At 68.2% G+C, this 20,499-nt stretch carries 15 protein-coding genes and 1 riboswitch; of the genes, 6 read left to right on the top strand and 9 right to left on the bottom strand.

Translation table 11 applies throughout. From position 1 onward, the window contains the following. Position 1 precedes the first annotated feature (1 nt). Positions 2-1,567, top strand: a complete 1,566-nt coding sequence (locus VGI62_RS20250; RefSeq protein WP_331506374.1) for a response regulator — start codon at positions 2-4, stop codon at positions 1,565-1,567. A gap of 99 nt (positions 1,568-1,666) precedes the next feature. Further along, positions 1,667-3,034, top strand: coding sequence for an AmpG family muropeptide MFS transporter (locus tag VGI62_RS20245; RefSeq protein ID WP_331506373.1), 1,368 nt, complete (start codon positions 1,667-1,669; stop codon positions 3,032-3,034). On the opposite strand, the gene VGI62_RS20240 is transcribed toward VGI62_RS20245, so the two are convergent. The 3 genes from VGI62_RS20240 to rlmN form a co-directional block, all read right to left on the bottom strand. Next, a complete protein-coding gene (locus tag VGI62_RS20240; protein WP_331506372.1) occupies positions 3,031-3,858 on the bottom strand; it encodes a serine protease in 828 nt (275 codons plus the stop codon). The two genes, VGI62_RS20245 and VGI62_RS20240, sit on opposite strands and share 4 nt — an antisense overlap. Positions 3,859-3,875: 17 nt before the next feature. Then, the gene (locus VGI62_RS20235) at positions 3,876-4,304 is read right to left on the bottom strand and encodes a DUF350 domain-containing protein (protein WP_331506371.1); all 429 of its coding nucleotides are present in this window, start codon (positions 4,302-4,304) and stop codon (positions 3,876-3,878) included. A gap of 67 nt (positions 4,305-4,371) precedes the next feature. Beyond that, positions 4,372-5,526, bottom strand: coding sequence for a 23S rRNA (adenine(2503)-C(2))-methyltransferase RlmN (rlmN, locus tag VGI62_RS20230; protein ID WP_331506409.1), 1,155 nt, complete (start codon positions 5,524-5,526; stop codon positions 4,372-4,374). Between the two features lie 307 nt (positions 5,527-5,833). On the opposite strand from rlmN, the gene VGI62_RS20225 reads away from it, so the two are divergent. Continuing rightward, the gene (locus VGI62_RS20225; protein ID WP_331506370.1) at positions 5,834-6,835 is read left to right on the top strand and encodes an NADPH:quinone oxidoreductase family protein; all 1,002 of its coding nucleotides are present in this window, start codon (positions 5,834-5,836) and stop codon (positions 6,833-6,835) included. A gap of 7 nt (positions 6,836-6,842) precedes the next feature. Here VGI62_RS20225 and VGI62_RS20220 read toward each other — a convergent pair whose 3' ends face one another. Beyond that, a complete protein-coding gene (locus tag VGI62_RS20220; RefSeq protein ID WP_331506369.1) occupies positions 6,843-7,265 on the bottom strand; it encodes a YkvA family protein in 423 nt (140 codons plus the stop codon). A 56-nt stretch (positions 7,266-7,321) separates the two neighbouring features. Between VGI62_RS20220 and VGI62_RS20215 the strand changes: the two genes are divergently transcribed. The 3 genes from VGI62_RS20215 to VGI62_RS20205 all read left to right on the top strand — a co-directional run bounded on the left by VGI62_RS20215 (position 7,322) and on the right by VGI62_RS20205 (position 14,483). After that, on the top strand, positions 7,322-8,101 hold the full coding sequence (locus tag VGI62_RS20215) for an SDR family NAD(P)-dependent oxidoreductase (protein WP_331506368.1): 780 nt from the start codon (positions 7,322-7,324) through the stop codon (positions 8,099-8,101). 143 nt (positions 8,102-8,244) lie between these two features. Beyond that, positions 8,245-9,387, top strand: coding sequence for an AI-2E family transporter (locus VGI62_RS20210; protein ID WP_331506367.1), 1,143 nt, complete (start codon positions 8,245-8,247; stop codon positions 9,385-9,387). Between the two features lie 227 nt (positions 9,388-9,614). Further along, positions 9,615-14,483 (top strand): NAD-glutamate dehydrogenase, encoded by a 4,869-nt coding sequence (locus VGI62_RS20205; protein ID WP_331506366.1) that lies wholly within the window; start codon positions 9,615-9,617, stop codon positions 14,481-14,483. Between the two features lie 63 nt (positions 14,484-14,546). On the opposite strand, the gene purH is transcribed toward VGI62_RS20205, so the two are convergent. The 5 genes from purH to VGI62_RS20180 form a co-directional block, all read right to left on the bottom strand. Further along, positions 14,547-16,139: a bifunctional phosphoribosylaminoimidazolecarboxamide formyltransferase/IMP cyclohydrolase gene (gene purH / locus VGI62_RS20200; protein ID WP_331506365.1), complete on the bottom strand. Its 1,593-nt coding sequence runs from the start codon at positions 16,137-16,139 to the stop codon at positions 14,547-14,549. A 20-nt stretch (positions 16,140-16,159) separates the two neighbouring features. Then, a riboswitch (ZMP/ZTP riboswitch) is annotated at positions 16,160-16,244 on the bottom strand. Between the two features lie 6 nt (positions 16,245-16,250). Continuing rightward, the gene (locus tag VGI62_RS20195) at positions 16,251-17,984 is read right to left on the bottom strand and encodes a heparinase II/III family protein (RefSeq protein ID WP_331506364.1); all 1,734 of its coding nucleotides are present in this window, start codon (positions 17,982-17,984) and stop codon (positions 16,251-16,253) included. Positions 17,985-18,000: 16 nt separating this feature from the next. Further along, positions 18,001-18,666 (bottom strand): ribulose-phosphate 3-epimerase, encoded by a 666-nt coding sequence (gene rpe, locus VGI62_RS20190; protein WP_331506408.1) that lies wholly within the window; start codon positions 18,664-18,666, stop codon positions 18,001-18,003. Positions 18,667-18,718: 52 nt separating this feature from the next. Continuing rightward, a complete protein-coding gene (locus VGI62_RS20185) occupies positions 18,719-20,020 on the bottom strand; it encodes an RsmB/NOP family class I SAM-dependent RNA methyltransferase (RefSeq protein WP_331506363.1) in 1,302 nt (433 codons plus the stop codon). Between the two features lie 49 nt (positions 20,021-20,069). Continuing rightward, positions 20,070-20,456 carry a hypothetical protein gene (locus VGI62_RS20180; RefSeq protein ID WP_331506362.1) on the bottom strand — a complete coding sequence of 129 codons (387 nt, stop codon included), beginning with the start codon at positions 20,454-20,456 and terminating at the stop codon, positions 20,070-20,072. Positions 20,457-20,499 lie beyond the last annotated feature (43 nt).

Genomic DNA, 20,499 nt, shown 5'->3' with positions numbered 1-20,499 from the left:
AATGCGGAGACCTCTGAGACCCCTAGCCGAGCGCCGACCCAGGCGCGCGCAAATCAGCGCCGAACAACTTGCATCGCTCAGCCACGAGTTCCGCACGCCGCTAAACGGGGTTCTGGGAATGGCGCGTCTGCTCGAGGCCACGCGGCTCACCGCAGAACAACGCGACTATGCCGGCGCCATTCGCGACTGCGGCGAGCATCTGCTCACCCTGGTCAATGACGTATTGGATTTCGCCAAGCTGGGGGCCGGCAAAGTCGAACTGCACGCCGGCGACGTCGACGTCGAGGCTATGCTGCGCGGCGTCTGCGAACTGCTATCGCCGCGAGCGCGGGAAAAGGGTGTCGAAATCGCCTGGTCCACGCCAACCGATGTGGGCGCGATCCGGGCCGACGAGGGGCGCCTGCGCCAGATCCTGCTCAATTTCGCCGGCAACGCCGTCAAGTTCACGGAGGCCGGAGGCGTCCTGGTGAGCGTCGCCGAGCCGAGTCGCGGGCGTTTGCGCTTCACCGTGGACGACACCGGCCCCGGCGTGACGCTCGCCCAGCGCGACCGCATCTTCGAGGCGTTCGCTCAGGCCGATCCGTCGCACGCGCACATGGGCGGCGCCGGGCTCGGATTGGCGATTGCACGACGCCTGGCGCAGGCCATGGACGGCGAGGTGGGGGTCGATTCCGCGCCCGAAGGCGGCGCCCGGTTCTGGTTCGAGGCCCCGTTCCGCGTCCTGCCTGACCAAACCGCGCCGGCGACCCTTGGCGGCCGAAAGGTCGGCATCGCCTCGCCCAACCCCATTGTTCGTGAGGCCGCCAGGCGTCAGATCGAGGCCTGCGGCGGCCGGCCGGTGGCGGCGGCTGACCTGGAGACGCTCGCAGCCCAGACCGATTTCGGCGACGTGATCCTCGTCGACCACGCCCTCGTCCCCGGCTCGCGGCTGCTTCGCCGTCCGGCGGAACGGCGCGCGATCATTCTGCTGGCGCCGGAGGAGCGCACGCTGATCGGGCGCTATCGACGCGCGGGATTCGCCGGCTATCTGATCAAGCCGCTCCGCCGGGCGTCCATCGCCGAGAGGGTGCTGGTCGCGGCCGGAGCCCAGCAGGCTCCTGCGGCCGGCGTCGAGGATGAGCGGATCGCGGCGGCGGCGGCCCCCGGCAAGCGGGTCTTGCTGGTGGAAGACAACCCGATCAACGCACTGCTGGCCCGGGCGCTGCTCTCCCGCGAGGGGTGCTCCATCGATCACGCGAACGGCGGCGAGGAGGCGATCGCAGCGGTCAAGGTCGGGGCCTACGACCTGATACTGATGGACATGCGCATGCCAGGCCTGTCGGGCGAGGAAACCGCGCGGACGCTCCGGGACCTGGGCGTCACGACGCCCATCGTCGCGCTCACCGCCAACGCCTTCGAGGATGACCGGCACGCCTGCCTGGCGGCGGGCATGAACGATTTCCTGGTCAAGCCGATGTCGCCGGACGCATTGCGCGCGATGCTCACCCGCTGGACAGGCCGGCGCGCGCTGAGCGAGCAACTGAACTCTTTCGATCCGAGGAAGCGGGTCCGTGGCGCCAAAGCCTGACACGCGGGGGCGGGCCCACCGCGGCGGCTGGACGCAATCGGCGACCCGCGTCAAGGTCCCCCGATCGGGCGCGGGGGCGCCGCAAAGCCGGGACCTCACATGAGCGCGGACGCCAAGGCCACCTTACCGGGCGCGCACAAGAAACGCTCGGTCCTCGAGGTTCTGGCCTCCCTGCGCCAGCGGAAGGTCGCGGTGATGCTGGCGCTCGGCTTCTCATCGGGCCTGCCCTTCCTGCTCACCGGGAATACCTTCGGCTATTGGTTGCGCGACGGGGGCACCAGTCTGAAGGCCATCGGCTTCATGTCGTGGGTCGGATTGGCCTATACCCTAAAGGTGCTCTGGGCGCCGGTCGTCGACCGCGTCGACGTTCCACTGCTGGGCAGCCTGGGCCGGCGCCGCGGCTGGATGGCGCTCTCGCAGATCCTGGTGGCTGTGGGCCTCGTCGGAATGGCCGTCGTGGGGCCATCCGGCGGCCTCGCGGCGGAAGGGGCGATCGCCCTTGTCACCGCATTCGCCTCGGCGACCCAGGATATCGTCATCGACGCCTGGCGGATTGAAGCGTCGAACAGTGGGGAAGAGCTGGGTTTGATGACCTCAGCCCACCAGCTCGGCTACCGGATCGCCCTCCTCGTCACCGATGCGTTGATCATCGCCCTGGCGGGGCATTTCGGCTGGCCGAACTCCTACCTTGTCATGGCGATCTGCATGGCGGCGGGGCTGGGGGCCACGATGTACGCCATGGAGTCGGTACGGGCCGAGGCGGCGCTCGACAGCAAGGACCCGCTCTGGACGGCAAGGGGCTTTTTCGACGCCGTGGTCGGCCCATTCGTGGAATTCTTCGCAACGCACAAGCAGCTCGGACTGCTGATGTTGCTGGCCGTGGCGCTTTACCGTCTGCCCGACTTCGTGATGGGGCCGATGTACAACCCCTACTACCACGACCTCGGCCTGGCGAAGGACACGGTGGCCGCCGTCCGTGGCTCGGTCGGCTTGATCGCGGCCTTCGTCGGCATCGCCGCGGGCGGGTTCAGCGCGGTGCGCCTTGGACTCTTCCCCAGCCTCATCATCGGAGCTGTGTTGCAGGGGCTGGGCACCGGCGCATTCGCCCTGCTCAGTCTCTCCACCCACATCGGAGTGTTCAGCGCGGTAATGGCGGGCGACAATTTCGCCCAGGCTTTTGCCGGCGTGGCGCTGGTGGCCTACATGTCGAGCCTCACCGGTCTCGGCTACACGGCCACCCAGTATGCGCTTCTGTCCTCGGCCTATGCGCTGCTGGGCAAGTTCCTGAAGGGCTTCTCCGGCGTGGTCGTGGATGGATTGACGCCCTCGCACGGCCTCATGGGCGCCTACGCCACCGCCTTCATCGGAGCCGGGCTCATCACCCTGCCCGCGCTGATCCTCTTCGTGATCCTGGCACGGCTGAACGCCAAGGCGCAGAGCGCGCCGCTGCAGCCGGCCACCGCTTAGGAGGTCAGGCAGACCACCTGGGCGACCCGCAGGTTGCGGCGCAGGTCGTCAGCGACGCGCCCATAGTTGTCCGCCGAGATGGGGGCGCCTGGAAGCTCCGACAGGCTGCGCCCGCTGGCGGCCAGGGTTCGCGCCGTGGTCTCAGGCGAGGTCGTGTAAATGCGGCCGCGGCGCGGAGCTTCGGCGATCGTGACGCCGACGACCCGACCCTGGGCGTCCAGAGCCGGGGCGCCGGAGAGGCCCCCCAGCGTCCCCTTCAGGCCGTCGGTGCGCCCGGTTTCGGCCCAGACCAGCACCGGCTCCGTCCGGGCCCCGCGGCCCTCGACCACCAGGTTTTCCCGGCCGATCAACCTGGAGCTCGCCTCACCGGGCCGTCCCTGCGGGAATCCCACGTGGAAAGCCCGCTCACCGCGCCGTAGCCCCGTAGTCAGGCCCAACGGCAAGGGCGCTGCGCCTCCGTCCGTGGTCAGGATGGCGGTCTCGGCCTGCGGATCGATCTTGACCCTGGCGGCCACGCCTCGCCCTGGAGCCACGACAATGGCGGCCTGAGCGCATCCCTCGACCACATGGCGAGCCGTCACCCACACTCCGGAGGACGCGATCGAAAACGCCGTGCCAGCGCCCGGTTGGGTCTCGTCGGAAACCTCGACGACCACCGACGGATCGAAGGGCGAAGAGGGCCCCAGGGCCGCGCCTTCGGCCTCAGGCGCGGGCGGCGGCGGGGGTGGCGCGTCGGCGCGCTCCTGCCGGCCGACCGCTGCGATCAGCAACGCCACCACAACGGCGGCGTAGATCAGCCAGTCAGGCAGCCTCGGGAAATGCATCGATCAGAACCGTGTATTCAGCCCGAAACCGCTGCGGCAAGGATGAGGGCCGTGGCGAGCTTTGCGCCCACCAGCATGGCCGCGGCGGCCATTTCCCCATCCTGGATCCGGCTGGGCAAACCGTGCAGCACCAGATCGACGACGCGGAAGATCAAGAGCTGCACAAGCGTTATGGCCACGCCCCAAAGAGCCAGCTCGACAATGGTGGTCGAGGCCTTCAGCGAAACGGCGAGCGGCGTGGCCAGCCCGACCAGGACGCCGGCGAGAGACACCGCCGCTGCGGTGTTGCCCTCGCGGATCAGGGTGATCTCCTTGTGCGGGGTCAGCATGATGTAGAGCGCGGCGGCCGCGAACAGGATCACGACCGTTATGCCGGCGTGCAGCACCGTCAGCGGAAAGCCCGTCGCGAAGGCCTGGATCTCCGGCGATTGGAGGGGCATGGACATGGGCTCGAGCGACTTCCGTTGAGGGTCGTCCTCGATAGCACGCGGAACTGCGCTTTCGGAAAGCTGCTTAGCCGGCGCCCACCTTGCGTCGCGCGCTGGCGCGAACCTTCTCGCTTTCGCTCTTCAGCTGACCGCAGGCCGCCAGGATGTCGCGGCCGCGCGGCGTACGGATCGGCGAGGCGTAGCCGCCGCGGTTGAGGATCGCGGCGAAGGCCTCGATGGTCCCCCAGTCGGAGCATTCGTAGGGGCTGCCGGGCCAGGGGTTGAAGGGAATCAGGTTTATCTTGGCCGGGATGCCCTTCAGCAACTGGACCAGGGCCTTCGCCTCGGACGGGCTATCGTTGACGCCCTTCAACATCACGTACTCAAAGGTCACGCGCTTGGCGTTGGAGAGGCCCGGGAAGGCCCGGATCGCGGCCATCAGTTCGGCCAGCGGGTACTTCTTGTTCAGCGGCACCAGCTTTTCGCGGAGCTCGTCATTGGTGGCGTGTAGCGAGATCGCCAACATGGCCTGCGTGCGCTCGCCTAACGCCTGTAGCTCGGGGACCACGCCGGACGTGGAGACGGTGATCCGCCGGCGCGAGATGGCGATGCCCTCGTTGTCGGCGATAATGTCGATGGCCGCGGCGACATGGTCGAGATTGTAGAGCGGCTCGCCCATTCCCATGAAGACGATGTTCGAGAGCCGCCGGTCTTCCTTTGGAGAGGGCCACTCTCCCAGGTCGTCGCGGGCCACCTGCACCTGCGCCACGATTTCCGCGGCCGTCAGGTTGCGCACCAGCGCCTGGGTGCCGGTGTGGCAGAACGTGCAGTTCAGCGTGCAGCCGACCTGGCTGGAGACGCACAGGGCGCCGGCGCGACCCACGTCGGGGATGTAAACCGTCTCGACCTCGATGCCCGGCGCGGTGCGGATCAGCCATTTGCGGGTGCCGTCGCGCGAGAGCCGGCGTTCAACGATCTCCGGCCGGGCGACCGTGAAGGCCTCCGCCAGGCTGGCGCGCATCTCCTTGGCCACGTCGCTCATCAGCGAGAAGTCGGTGACGCCGTAGTGGTGGATCCAGCGCCACAGCTGGCTCGCTCGCATCCGCGCCTTTTCCGGGCGCGCCACCTCGGCCGCAATCAGGGCCTGGGCAAGCTCGACCCGTGTCAAGCCGGACAGGTTCGGCTTGGTTGTTGCGCGCGGCAAATTCGGCGCATGCGAAATATCGAGGGTCACGCCCAAAGGGGAGAACATCCTTTTTGAGAAGCCCGGCGAATATAGGCGAGCCGGCTCGTTCGGCCAAATCGACGCGACAGCTTGCCGCTGGCCGCCGCTCGGGCCTGCGCTTCGGCCCCGGCCACGCAAGGCCCAGCTCCGAGGCCCATGCGCCATCGCCCGCCGATTCCGCAGCTTTTGAAGGCCGACTTGAATCGGCGCATGGGCGAAACCCGGGAGCTGTTCAAACATCCGTTCGATTTGCGCCCTTCCGCCGCCGCAGCGGCTGGGCTAGCGTCCGCCGACCTCGAGGAATCGGACCGGGAGAGCGGACATGAAGGCGCTGTTGAGCAAGGCCGTGGGCGGCCCCGATACTCTGGTGCTCGAGGACGTTCCCTCGCCTGAATCGAAGCCGGGCTTCGCGGTGGTCTCGGTCAAGGCGATCGGTGTGAACTTCCCCGATGTGCTGATCATCGAGGATAAATATCAGTTCAAACCCGCACGCCCCTTCGCCCCCGGGGGCGAGATCGCCGGGATCGTGAAGTCTGTCGGCGAAGGCGTGACCCACATCAAGCCCGGCGATCGGGTGCTGGGCAACACCGGCTGGGGCGGCATGGCCGAGGAGCTGGCTCTTGAGGCCGCGCGGTTGGTCAAAATTCCGGACGCCATGCCCTTCGATGACGCCGCGGCCTTCATCATGACCTACGGCACCAGCTACCACGCCCTGAAGGACCGTGCGGAGCTGAAGCCTGGGCAGACCCTGCTTGTGTTGGGCGCGGCTGGCGGCGTCGGCCTGGCGGCGGTGGAGCTCGGCAAGCAGATGGGCGCTCGTGTGATCGCCGCGGCGTCGAGCCAGGAAAAGGTCGACCTCTGCAAGCGCCACGGCGCCGACGATGGCGTGGTCTACGGCCGCGGGCCTTTCGACCGGGATGGCCAGAAGCAGCTCGCCGAACACTTCAAGCAGGCTTGCGGCCCCAACGGCGCCGATGTGATCTATGACGCGATCGGCGGCGACTATGCCGAACCGGCGCTGCGTTCCATCGCCTGGGAGGGCAAGTACCTGGTGGTCGGTTTCGCCGCCGGTGACATCCCCAAGATCCCCTTGAACCTGGCGCTGCTGAAAGGGTGCGACATCGTCGGCGTCTTCTGGGGCGCCTGGGTCGGCAAGAACCCCAAGCTGCACCAGAAGAGCGTGGCCGAGCTGCTGGACATGTACACCGCCGGCAAGATCAAGCCGTACGTTTCCGAACGCTTCACGCTCGCCAACGCCGCCGAGGCGATCAAGCACCTCGCCAGCCGCCGGGCCATGGGCAAGGTCGTTGTGACGGTGGACTAAGGGGCGCTCAGCGCCCCGCGCGTATCTGCTCGACTGCGCGGCGCGCGGCCTCGCGGTGCCTGGGCTTTATGTGCTTGCCGACGATCGCGACCACGGCCAGCATCACAGCCGCATCGTCCGTGTAGCCGATCCCGACGATGAAGTCGGGGATCGCGTCCACCGGCAGCACGAAATAGGCCAGCGCCGCGAACATCATTCCCTTGGCCGCGACCGGGGTCTCCTCGTCGCGGGCGCAGTACCAGACGGCCAGGGCCTCGGAGGCGAAGGGGACGTGGGCGGCGACCTTGCGGATCTTCGGCCAGAAGCCGCGAACCACGCGCTGTTCGTTCAGCCGCATCACATGTGGGATCAGCGCCCGGCTGGGATCCAGCGGGTTTCGCGGGTCGAAGTCGGCATTGACGTCGGGTGACGCTTTTTCGCGGCCGCTCATCGGGCTAAAGCCTCGGCTGACTGACACTAAATAACGAGATCGGGAGCCTCACGTCCATGCAACTCAATTCCTCCGTCGCCGCGGTCGTCACCGGCGGCGCGTCCGGCCTGGGCGAGGCCACGGTGCGCCAGCTCGCCGAGAAAGGCGTCAAGGTCGCCATTTTCGACATGAACGAAGCTAAAGGCGAGGCCGTGGCCAAAGAAGTCGGCGGCGTCTTCTGCAAATGCAACGTCACGTCCGAAGAAGAGGTCGACGCAGCCTTCGCCAAGGCCCGCGCGGCCCATGGCCAGGAGCGTATCCTGGTGAACTGCGCCGGCACCGGCAACGCGATCAAGACCGCCAGCCGCGACAAGCAGACCGGCGAAACCAAGCACTTTCCCCTGGATAGCTTCAACCTGATCATCCAGATCAACCTGGTCGGCACGTTCCGCTGCATCGCCAAGTCGGCGAAGGGGATGCTCGACCTCGAGCCGATCGACGGCGAGCGTGGGGCGATCGTCAACACCGCCTCGGTCGCGGCCGAGGACGGCCAGATGGGCCAGGCGGCCTATTCAGCCTCCAAGGGTGGCGTGGTCGGCATGACCCTGCCCATCGCCCGCGACCTGGCCGGCGACGGCATCCGCGTGAACACCATCCTGCCCGGTATCTTCAACACCCCGCTGATGCAGTTCGCCCCGCCGCAAGTGAAGGATGCGCTGGCCGCCTCGGTGCCCTTTCCGAAGCGCCTGGGGAACGCCGAGGAATATGCCCAGCTGGCCCTGACCATGATCACCAACGGCTACTTCAACGGTGAAGACGTCCGTCTGGACGGCGCCATCCGGATGCAGCCGCGCTAGACGCCGGGAGCTTTTGTCGCCCTTGGGGAGCGGAAGGGCAAAACCGCTCCCCTTCCCGGCTGAATCTGGGTAGAGATCGCCTGCATTGACGGCGGGGCGCGCGCCGGGGACAGTCGATCCAGCGTCTCTCGCGAAAGCCCTTCATGCCCATCGCCGCGTCCAACGTCGCCCGCAACGCGCTCGTCATCCTGGCGGTCATCGCAGGCGGCGCCACGCTCTATGCCCTGGCCGGCATCCTGACGCCGCTGGCGCTGGCGATGTTCCTGGCGGTGATGATCGACGGCTTCGCCCGATCCTTGCAGCATCGTCTGCCGCACGTGTCGAAGAAGGCGGCCCTGCCGCTGGCGGTGGTCATCTCCATCCTGTTGTTCGGCGGCACCGCCTTTTTCGTGGCGCAAAACGCCACCGGCTTCGCCACCCAGCTGGTCACCTACGGACCCAAGCTCGACGCCGTGATCGCCCAGGTGGGGACCATGGCCGGTGTTCGTCACCCGCCGACCTTCATCGGCATCATCCGAGGCCTGGACGCCACCAAGTATCTGGGGCTCGTCGCCCGCGCGGTCCAGGACTTCGCCTCCACGGCGCTCTTCGTCCTGGTGTATCTCGCCTTCATCATCGCCTCGCGCCGCGGGTGGGAGCGCAAGGCTGTCGGGCTTTTCCCCCAGCGTGAGGAACGTCAGGAAGCGGTCGTCGCCTTCCTGCGCATCCGCGACGGGGTCGAGCGCTACCTCTTCGTCCAGACGGTCACCGGGCTGATGGTGGCTGGCTTGTCGTGGATCGCCATGGTGGGCGTCGGGCTGCACGATGCGCTGTTCTGGGCCTTCCTGATCTTCCTGGCGGTCTACATCCCGGTGGCCGGCGGGGTGTTCGCCGGTGTGGCGCCGCCACTATTCGCCCTCGTCCAGTTCCCCGGCTACACGCGGGCGATCATCCTGTTCGCCGCGTTGCAGGCGATCGGCGTGATCATCGGCAACGTGGTCTACCCCCGAATGCAGGGCCGCAGCCTGAACATCGATCCGGTGATCGTCCTGCTCTCCCTGGCCTTCTGGAGCGCCATCTGGGGTCTCACCGGCGCGTTCCTCTCCACGCCGCTGACGGTCATGGCAATGGTCATCCTGGCGCAGTTCGACGGCAGCCGTTGGGTCGCCGTGATCCTCTCGGCCGACGGCGATCCGCAGCAACTCAAGAACAAGATGCCGAACGAGCCGCCCGACAAGCCGGTGCCCCCGCCATCCAAGGGACCGGAAGCCGTCAAATCGCCCCGCCGCGAAGTCAAACGAACTTGATCCGTCAATACGTTTCCGAGGGACTTCAACTTGTGTTTTCGGCGCCTATCTAAGGTTGGCCCCGGGCTGAAACGGCCCGGCGGCTGTGTCCGCACCCCCCCAAGCACGTGGACGCAGCGAGCAGAGAGCGTTCCGCCGCCCCCCCACGGCGGAACCAAACGGCGCCGGACACTCTCCTCCGGCGCCGTCCTCGTATCTGGAGGCGCCCTCTGCGCCGGAGCCCGCCCGTGAGCCGCGTTCCCAGCTCCTCAACCCTGACCCGGGCCATCGTCGCTGCGCTGAAGGGCGACAGCGCCATCGCCGGCGCCAAGACCTTCGCGCAGCAAGCCGCGGTCGATGCCGCGCCCGACGAGTTGCCTGAACTTTCCGTCGCCGACCTGGGCGCGAATCTCGCCGACTTCTGGCGGTTCGGCGAGCGCAGGCGCGGCAGGGCGCCGATGATCCGTATCGCACGCGCGATCGGCGGCCGCGGCGACGCACCGCTCGACCGCGTGGAGATCGTACAGGACGACGCACCCTTCCTGGTCGATTCGATCATGGGCGAAATCGCTGAGCAGGGCCTCTCGGTGCGCGCCCTTTTCCACCCCATCGTGGAGGTCCAGCGAGATCGGGCGGGGATTCGCGGCGCCGCCGGGACGCCCCGGCGCGAGTCGATGATCCAGGTGTTTCTTGAGCCGGTGGGCGCCGACCGCGAGGCAGCGCTCGTCCGGGGCCTCACCGCGACGCTCAAGGACGTCCGCGCCGCCGTCGACGATTTCCCGGAGATGCTGGCGCTGATGGCGCGCACCCTGGCGGAACTGGAGACACATACCGCGCGGGCGCGGCCCGAAGAGGTGGCCTTCCTGCAATGGCTGGAGGCGGCGCAGTTCGTCTTCCTTGGCGCGCGGGTCTACGAATATCCGCGGCTTAAGAACGGCGAGTACGCAGCCGAGGAGCCGCTTTACCAGGCCAAGGATGGCCTTGGTGTCCTGCGCGACCCGCAGCGCACCGTTCTTCGCCGCGCCAACGAGCCGGCGATCCTGCTCGGCAAGGTCAAGGATCGGCTGCTCACCGACCCGGCCCTTACGGTCGCCAAGTCGAACGTGCGCAGCAAGGTGCACCGGCGCGGATACATGGATTACGTCGGCATCAAGCGCTACGGCTCCGACGACCGCCCGGTCGGTGAGGTCCGGTTCGTGGGCCTGTTCACGGCGGAAGCTTACGATCAGCCCGCAACGGCGGTGCCGCTGATCCGCGAGAAGGTGGCCAACGTCCTGATGCGCGCCGCCATGGCGCCGGGGAGCCACAACGAAAAGCGCCTGAAGAACATCGTCGAGAACCACCCGCGCGATGAACTTTTCCAGATGAGCGAGGATGACCTGCTCGCCGAGGCGCTGGGCATTCTTCATCTCTACGATCGGCCCCGGGTGCGGCTCTTCGAGCGGCGCGACCCCTTCGACCGCTTCGCATCGCTGCTGCTCTTCCTGCCCCGCGATCACTACAATTCCGACTTGGCGGATAGGGCCGGAGCCATCCTTGCCGCCGCTTTCGGCGGCCGGGTGTCAGCCTCGTATCCGAGCTTCTCTGACGCCCCGCTCGCCCGCGTGCACTACATCATCGGTTTCACGCCGGGCGCGCACCACCAGCCTGACCTGCGGGTGCTTGAGGTTGCGATCACCGAGGCGGCCCGGAGCTGGGAGGACCGCTTCGAGGCCGCCGTCCGAGCTTCGGGCCGTTCGCCAGATGAAGTCGGCGAAACGCTCACGCGCTATCGCAACGCCTTCCCGGCGGGGTACCGCGACAGGTTCGATCCCACCGAAGCCCTGGCCGATCTCGCGGTGATGGAGGCCATGGCGTCGGGCCAACCGATCGCGGTGCGCGCCTATCGCAGCGCCGCCGACAACGAGCTGCAGTTCCGCTTCAAACTCTATCGGCCAGGCGGGCCGGCGCCGCTCTCCGACGTCCTGCCGATCCTTGAGAACATGGGGCTTAGGGTCCTGGCCGAAGCGGGTTTTCCGATCTCACCGGCGCTGGGGTCGAGCGTCTGGGTGCATGACTTCGAGATCGAGGATCCGCAAGGCGCAGAACTGGTGTTTATCCGGCTGAAGGCGGCGTTCGAGGACGCCGTGGTTGCGGTCTGGACAGGCCGCACCGAAAACGACGGCTTCAACCGGATGGTCCTGGAGCTGGCGATCCCTTGGCGGGACGCCGCTTTGATCCGCACGTTCGCCCGCTATCGCCAACAATCCGGGCTCGATCCAAGCCAGCGGGTTCAGGAAGGGGCGCTGGCCGCTCACCCTGAGGTGACGCAGCTGATCCTTGAGCTGTTCCGGACCAAGTTCGATCCCGCCGCCAGCGCCGGCCTCGACAAGCGCCGCCTGCAGGCCGATGCGGTGATGGCGCAAATCATCGAGGCCCTGCAGTCCGTCGAAAGCCTCGACGATGATCGCGTACTGCGCCGCCTGGCGCTGCTGGTGGGCGCGACCCAACGGACCAACTTCTACCAGGTCGGGGCAGATGGGGATCCCAAGCCCTACATCTCATTCAAGGTGGCGAGCCATGAACTGGCTGACCTGCCCGCGCCCAAGCCCTACCGCGAGATCTTCGTCTGGGGCGTCAACGTCGAGGGTATCCACCTGCGCTTCGGCCCGGTTGCGCGGGGCGGACTGCGATGGTCCGACCGGCGCGATGACTTCCGCACCGAGGTGCTGGGTCTGGTGAAGGCCCAGCAGGTCAAGAATGCGGTGATCGTACCGGTGGGTTCCAAGGGCGGGTTCTACCCCAAGCAGCTGCCTAAGGGCGGCTCCACAGACGCCTTTCGGGCCGAAGGCGTCCGCGCCTACAAGACGTTCCTCTGCGGCCTCCTCGACGTCACCGACAATCTCGCTCCCGACGGCAAGGTGATCCGGCCCGACAACGTGATCGCCTTCGACGGCGATGATCCCTATCTCGTTGTGGCCGCCGACAAGGGCACGGCCACCTTCTCCGACATCGCCAACGGCGTGGCCGAGGACTACGGCCTCTGGCTCGGCGACGCCTTCGCCTCGGGGGGCTCCGCCGGCTATGATCACAAGACCATGGGCATCACCGCCCGGGGAGCCTGGGAGGCCGTAAAGCGCCACTTCCGGGAGCTGGGAAAAGACATCCAGTCCGAGCCCTTCACCGTGGTCGGTTGTGGCGACATGTCGGGAGACGTGTTCGGCAACGGCATGCTGCTCTCGAAGCAGATCAAGCTTCTGGCCGCTTTCGACCACCGGCACATCTTCCTCGACCCTGATCCCGATCCGGCGAAGTCGTGGACAGAGCGTGAGCGCATGTTCGGGTTGCCCAGCTCGTCCTGGGACGACTATGACCGCAAGCTGATTTCCAAGGGCGGCGGCGTCTACCCGCGCACTCTGAAGTCGATCCCGATCACAGCGCAGGTCCGTAACCTGCTAGGCGTCACCGCCGACAGCCTGGCGCCGGGCGAGCTGATCCACGCGATCCTCAAGGCGCCGGCCGAACTGCTCTACCTGGGCGGCATCGGCACCTACGTGAAAGCCCGCAGGGAGGCGAACATCGACGTCGGCGACAAGGCCAATGATGGCGTACGGATCAACGGCTCCGAGCTGCGAGTGAAGGTCGTCGGCGAGGGCGCGAACCTGGGCCTCACCCAGGCCGGGCGAATCGAGTTTGCCCAGACAGGCGCCGGGGGTGCGGGGGGGCGGATCGACACCGACGCCATCGACAATTCCGCCGGCGTCGACACCTCGGACCACGAGGTGAACATCAAGATCCTCACGGGCATGCTGGAGCGAACCGGCGAACTCACCCGCAAGCGGCGCGACACCCTGCTGCAGTCGATGACGGCCGATGTCGCCGAGCACGTCCTGGCCCACAACTACGATCAGACCCTGGCGCTTTCGCTGATGGAGATGGACTCCGCCGGCGAGTTGTTACCGCACGCCCAGTTCATCGCCGAACTGGAGGCCAAGGGCAGGCTCGACCGTGTGGTCGAGGGACTGCCGGACGCTCTTGAGATCGCTGAGCGGGCGCAGTCCGGTAAGGGACTGACCCGCCCCGAGCTGGCGGTGCTGCTGGCTTACGGCAAGCTGGAGCTCAAGCGGGAGATCGTCGAAAGCGACGCCGCCGACGATCCGTATTTTGAGCGGCTGCTTGTCGAGTACTTTCCCAAGCTCCTGCGGCGGTATGAGGGGCCCATGCGCCGCCATCGACTGCGGCGCGAGATCATCGCCACCGTCGTCGCCAATGACATAATCAATCTCTGTGGTCCCAGCTTCGCCTCGCGGCTGATGCCGGCGGCCGGCGCCGACGCCCTGGCATTTACCGCCGGTTACGAGGCGGCCAAGGCGGTGCTGGAGATCCCTACGCTCTGGGACGCGGTGGCGAGGCTGGACGGAAAGGCGCCCGCAGCCGGTCAGATGGCGCTCTTCCGGCGGATGAGCGCAGCCTTGCGCGGGGCGACCTTCTGGCTCACACGGCGCGCAGCCCGCGAGAGGCTCGAGGTCGACGCCCTCGTCGGCCGCTACGGGCCGGCCTTCAAAGTCCTGCGCAGGCTCCTGCCCGGCATTCTCTCGCCGATCGAGCAGGCCGCGGTGCAGGCCCGCGTGCGCGACCTCGTGGAAGCCGGCGCACCGGAGGACAAGGCCCGGGCGGTGGCGATCCTGCAGCCGCTGACCACCTCCGCCGATCTGGCGGACATCGCTGAGGCCTCAAGCTGGCCGCTTGCCAATGTCGCGCGCCTCTACCATGCGATCGGCGAGAACTTCGGCTTCGATCGGGTTCGCGAGGCCGCCAGCACCTATTCGGTGGGTGACAGTTTCGAGCGGACGGCGCTGCGCCGCCTGATCGAGGACCTCTTGACCCAGCAGAGCGAAATCACCCGCACGATCATGGCTTTCACGGGGGGAGCCCAGTGCGGCGAAGACTCCGAAGCCGCCCACGACGCAGCCCGCTCCTGGGCGGCGCTACATCGCGACAAGGCCTCAGCCGCCCACCGAACCATCGCCGACATCGAGGCCTCGAGCGGCCCCTGGACCTTCGCCAAGCTGACCATCGCCAACGCCGCCCTGCGCGAGCTGGCCGCGGAAGGCGTCAAGCGCAGGGCACGGGGCTAGGCGTTCTCCCATCGGGGAGGCGGCGCGAAACGCGGACGAGAGCTCAGACCTCGGAGGCCGAGTTCAGTGGCGGAATACCCGCACGCCGGTGAACACCATCGCCAGGCCGCGCTCGTCGGCAGCCTCGATGACCTTTTGGTCGCCAATCGAGCCGCCCGGCTGGATCACGGCCGTACAGCCGGCGTCGGCGGCCTGGATCAGACCGTCCGGGAACGGAAAGAAAGCCTCGGACGCACAGGCCGAACCTCTCAGGTCGAGACCGAAGTCCGCGGCGCGAAGCGCGGCGATCCGGGCCGAATCCTTCCGGTTCATCTGGCCGGCGCCCACCCCCAAGGTCTGGCCGGACTTGGCGTACACAATGGCGTTCGACTTCACGTGCTTGGCGATCGTGAAGGCGAACAGCATGTCGCGCACTTCATCGTCGGTGGGCGCACGCTTGGTGACAACGGTCAGGTCGGCGGGCGTCAGCCGCGCGTCATCCCGGCTTTGCACCAGGAAGCCGCCGGACACCGACTTGAAGGACATGCCGGGCGCCAGCGGGTCGGGCATTCCTCCGGTCGTCAGTAGGCGGACGTTCTTCTTCTTCGCGAACAGGGCGATGGCGTCGTCGTCCGCCTGCGGGGCGATGACGACCTCGGTGAGAAGCTTGAGGATCTCGGTTGCGGTGGGTGCGTCCAACCGGCCGTTCAGGGCGATGATACCCCCGAAGGCGCTCGTAGGATCGCAAGCCAGCGCCCGCTCATAGGCCTCGACCATCGTCTTGCCCGTCGCGACGCCACAGGGATTTGCGTGCTTGATGATCGCGCACGCGGGACCCGCCGCAGGGTCGAATTCGGCGATCAGTTCGTAGGCCGCGTCGGTGTCGTTGATATTGTTATAGCTGAGCTCCTTGCCCTGGAGCTGCTTGGCGGTCGCCACGCCGATGCGCGGGCTGGCGAAGCGGTAGAATGCCGCGGTCTGGTGCGGGTTTTCGCCGTAGCGCATTGTCTGGACGAGCTCGCCGGCGATGGCCCACCGCTTCGGCGCAGCCTCTCCCAAGGCGGCCGCGAACCACGTCGAGATCGCCGCGTCGTAGGCTGCCGTGCGGCCGTAGGCTCGCGCCGCCAGCTGCTTGCGCAGGTCCAGGCTCGTCGCTCCGGCCTCCTGCAGCTGGGCCAACACCTCCTGCAGGTCGGCGATGTCGGTGCATACCGCGACATAGCCATGGTTCTTCGCCGCCGAGCGGATCATCGCCGGGCCGCCGATGTCGATGTTCTCGACGGCCGTCGCATAGTCGGCTCCTGAGGCCACGGTTTGCTCGAAGGGGTAGAGGTTCACATAGACGAGATCGATCCCCCCGATCGCGTGATCGGCCATGGCCTTGGCGTGCTCCGGCGCGTCGCGGACGCCCAACAGCCCGCCATGCACCACCGGGTGCAGCGTCTTGACCCGCCCGTCCATCATCTCGGGGAAGCCGGTGAGCTCGGAGATGTCCTTCACCACCAAGCCGGCTTCGGCGATCGCCTTGCGCGTGCCGCCGGTTGATACGAGCTCGACGCCGAGCCCCGCCAGCACGCGGGCGGCATCTATCAGCCCTGACTTGTCGGAAACGGAAATCAGCGCCCGCTTGACGGGGACACGGTCGGGAGCGGGGGGGAAATCGGGGGCGTCGGGCACGGCGTTCTCCTGGCGTCAGAGGAAAATGCCCAGGCGAGCGGCGATCATATGGTTCCGTGCTCCCCGGTGGTCGCCCACCTTCATTCGCCAGTCACACGGGATGGCGTGGGCTTATTCCCGCGACAGCGGCTCGTCAACGCGCCCGGCCGCCGCAGAGAGCTTCCAGCGCACCTTGGCGCCCGCGTCGAGACGGGCCTGGCCGCGCAGGACAATCTGCTGGCCATGCCGGGTGACGCCGTCCTGGTGGTGAACCGAGGGCTCGAGCGCGACGTCGAGCGCGTCGTTGCGCAGCCACCAGCCAGCCTCTTCACCCTCGGCTTTCAGCAACACGCTCTTGCGGTCACGCGCGATGAGCGCGCTGACCTGTGGGTGCAGGTGGAAGCGCACCTCGAAGGGCACGAAGCGGCGTCCCTCCGCCCGGTCGCCTGGCTGCAGTGCGGTGAGCCGATCCTCCCCGCGGAGCTCATCGGCCTCGATGTCGAGATAAAGCCGGCGCTCATGACGCAGGCCGAAGCGACGCGCCCAACCGTCGTGCGCCAGTTCCAGCCAGAGCGCGCCCGGCGCCTCGTAGCGGCGGACGTCGACGACCTCGTAGCCGCCACGCAGCCTTGGTCCCAGCACTCGGCCAGCGAAACCCCCGACCGGCGCGCCGCAGGAGGACTCGCCGACGGCGGTCGTGGACGCGGCGTCCACCAGACGAAGGGCCTGCGGGCCGACCGCCTGTGGCGACCAGCCGGAGCCCACGACCAGCCGCTTGCCGCCGGCCAGCACCTCAATGGCCAGCGGCTGTCCGCAAGCGGCGATGCTCCAGAGGCCGGCCGCCGGGGGCGCGGCGTCGGCGATCACCTGAAGCGAGCGGGCTTCCAGGCGGTGGTAGCCGTTCCTCAGCACAGCAACGGCGCGCTCGGCCAGTTCGTCCTGCGCCCCGGCGGCGGCCACATAGTGGGCCGCCAGCGCCTCGCCGCCCTGGAAGGCCGCCAGCCGGCCGTCGGCGAGAGTGAAGAAGCGCACCGCTCCGGACAGCCGGTCGATGGCGCGCATCAGCTCGACCGGGCTCGTGACCCTGCGCTGCGCCAGGGCGTCATCCAGGGTGTTGAGGTCGAACAGCAGCTCAAGCGCTGCCTGCGGGCTGCGGCTTGCGTGGCCGCCGTCGGCGGTGACGGCCCGTTTCAGCACGTCGCATAGCCGCCCAAGGGCCTGGTCGAGCAGGCGCTCGCCGGCCCGGCCGCCAAGCGCGGCCCCTGCCACCGCCGCCGCCGCCGCCCGTTCGGCGGCGCGCTCCGGCGCATCTCGCACCCCCAGAAGAAAGCGCCCCTGACGGGCGAGGTCTGCCGACACCAGTTCGGCTTCGGCCTCGGAGGCCGGCCCCGAGAGGGCGGCAATATTGCAGGCCAGGTTGAACACCCGGCGCTCCAGAACCCGGGCCTCCCACGAAAAGATGTTCCAGGACCCGAACACGCGCCTCCACGCCAGGCTCAGGCGAAGCCCCTCGCGCGCGCCGGCGTCGCCGTGCGCCATGAGGTCCTTGAGCCAACCGAAGCCGTGCAGGGCGGCAGCGAAGCGGCGACTGGGGCTGGGCTGGTCCCAAGGATCGCCCCGCGGACCATGGGCCAGCGTCTCGCCTTCGAACGCGAAGGCGCCGGCCAGGATGCGCCGACCCGCTTCCGGGTCGGTGGGCCTGAGGTCCCGGCAGCTGGCGCCGAGGCCCCGCGGGCGCGGTCCGGCCAGCAGCAGGTGGCGCAACGGCGCGGCCGACCATTCCAGGCCAACCCGGCGCCGCAGGGCCACGGCGGCGGCGTGGAGCTGATAGCCTCCGGGGATGCGGTCCAGGACCGACGCCGGCATCAGCCTGGGCCCTCGCTCAGCTGCCGCGCAGGGCGGCGATGTTGGCCGCGTAGGCGTCCTGCCCGCCGCGGAACACCGCCGTGCCGGCCACCAGCGCCGTGGCGCCGGCCGCGATACACTTAGGCGCAGTCTCCGGCGTCACTCCGCCATCGACCTCGAGCGGGATATCGCGGCCGGTGGCGTCGATCATCTTCCGCAAGGCTTCTATCTTTGCGAGCTGCGAGGTCATGAAGCTCTGGCCGCCGAAACCCGGATTGATCGACATCACCAGGATCAGGTCAACGTCCTCCATCATCCACTGAATGACAGAGGGATCGGTTGAGGGATTGAACACGACGCCGGCCTTGGCGCCGAGCTTGCGGATCTCCTTCAGCGTCCGGTTGAGGTGCGGGCCGGCTTCGGGATGCACGCTCATGATGTCGGCGCCCGCCGAGCGGAAGGCTTCCAGATAGGGGTCGGCCGGCGAAATCATCAGGTGCACGTCGAGCGGAATCTTCACGAGCGGCCGAAGCGCCTTCACCACCTCCGGCCCGATGGTGATGTTGGGCACAAAATGGCCGTCCATGACGTCCAGGTGAAGCCAGTCGGCGCCGGCTGCCTCGACCGCGCGCGCCTCCTCCCCAAGCCGGGCGAAGTCGGCCGCCAGGATCGAGGGGGCGATAATGGGCGAGCGGGTGACCATGAGCGGGGACATAGCCTGATGCGGCCGAGGCGACTAGAGTGCGGCGCGAGCCTCAGGCCTGCCGGAACCGCGCGACGTAGAAGCCGTCTGTCCCGCCTTCGATCTGGTGCGGCAGAATTCGAAGCGTCCCGTCGGGCCGCAGGCTCGCCGGCGGCGATCCGCCCTCGCCTTCCGCGATCGGATAGAGGGTCACGCCCGGCGTGCGGGCCAGAAAGGCCGCGACCTGACCCTCGCCCTCCTCCGGCTCGAGCGAACAGACGCAATAGACCAACCGCCCGCCTGGCCTGGTGCGCCGGGCCGCGGCGTCCAGCAGCTTGGACTGCACGGCCGCCAGGCCTGCGACATCGCTGGGCTTGGCCGCCCAAAGCACATCAGGGTGGCGGCGGAAGGTCCCCGTGGCCGAGCAAGGGGCGTCGAGCAGGACGGCGTCGAAGGTCCGCCTGTCTGGCCAGGTCGCCGCATCGGCAGCCACGCTCTCGGCGGCGAGCCCCGTGCGGGCGAGGTTCTCCGCCAGGCGCTTCAGCCGGGCAGGCGCGCGGTCGATGGCCGTGACGTCCGCGCCGGCCGCCGCGAGCTGCAGCGTCTTGCCTCCCGGCGCAGCGCAAAGATCCAGCGCCGCCTCGCCGGGCTGCACCGCCAGCAGGCGGGCAGGGATGGCGGCCGAAGCATCCTGCACCCACCAGGCGCCCTCGGCGAATTCGGGCCAGGTCGCCAGATCGCCCCGCCTGGAGGTGCGAAGAGTTCCCCCGGGGAGCGAGTGGGCTTCCAGCTCAACTGAAAGCGCATCCGAGCGGGTCGGGTCCCTCAACGACAGGTCGGTGGCCGCCTCCTGCATGATGACGGCCGCGATCCGGCGCGCCTCGTCCTCACCGAAGGCCGCGCGCCAGCGAGCGTAGAGCCAGCTCGGGGCCAGGAGATCGGGATCGGCGAGTTCAGGGGGTTCACGGATCAGCCCGCGCAGGACCGCATTGACCAGCCCCTTGAACATCTGCGCGCCCTTCTCGCGCGCGACCAGGTCCACCGACGTGGCGACCGCGGCGTGGGCAGGGGTCTTCAGGAGGAATACCTGCGCCACGCCGAGCCGCAGGATCTGCACCACTCGATCCGGCGGCGCCTTCTTCAGCCGCGACTGCAGGGCCGCGTCAATCGGGCCGAGATGGCGCAGGGTCGCCATGACCAGAGCGCGGGCGAAAGCACGATCGCGCCCATCCAGGGCGGCGAGCGCCGGATGGCTCAGGCCTTCGTCCATGCCGGCGCGGCCGCCAAGCGCGGCGGCCAGGAGATCGAGGGCGGCGGCGCGGGCCGGCAGGCCGACGGCGTCGTTCGGGGTATTTTGCGGCGCTTGATCACTCACGCCACGCGGCGTGCCCCTTCAGGCGCGCCGGCGCAAGCGGGATCGATGCCTAAGCTGCTTTCGCGGCCCGCCACTGGGCGGTGATGGACGCCAGGAAGGTGAGCACTCCCAGGATCGCCAGTACGGAGCCGGCGATCGCGCCTTTCTCGGCGGCCGCGTTTCCGCCGAGCACCATCGCAAGGGACGGGATCGACACCACCACCGACAGGGTCGAGAACCAGTAGTTGGCCCAGCCCAGCCGGTCTTGGCGGCCGCTCAGCGCGTAGAACGTTCCCATCAGGGCGAGGGTCGCCCAGCCCATAAGGTTCAGGTGGGCGTGAGCAGGCATCATGCCGTGATCGTTCGACGAGGCCATGACCACACCCCAGATCATGCCGCCCAGTACGCAAAGCGCGCCGGTGGTGAAGAACGCCAAAGCCAGTCGGTTCATTTTCATCTTCCCCTCCCCAAAGGGTCAGTCGCGGCCGAACAAGATCAGT

Source organism: Phenylobacterium sp. (assembly GCF_036495085.1).
Taxonomy (GTDB): Bacteria; Pseudomonadota; Alphaproteobacteria; order Caulobacterales; family Caulobacteraceae; genus Phenylobacterium.
Note: the sequence above shows the minus strand (reverse complement) of the source record. Positions and strands in the feature narration are given on the sequence as shown.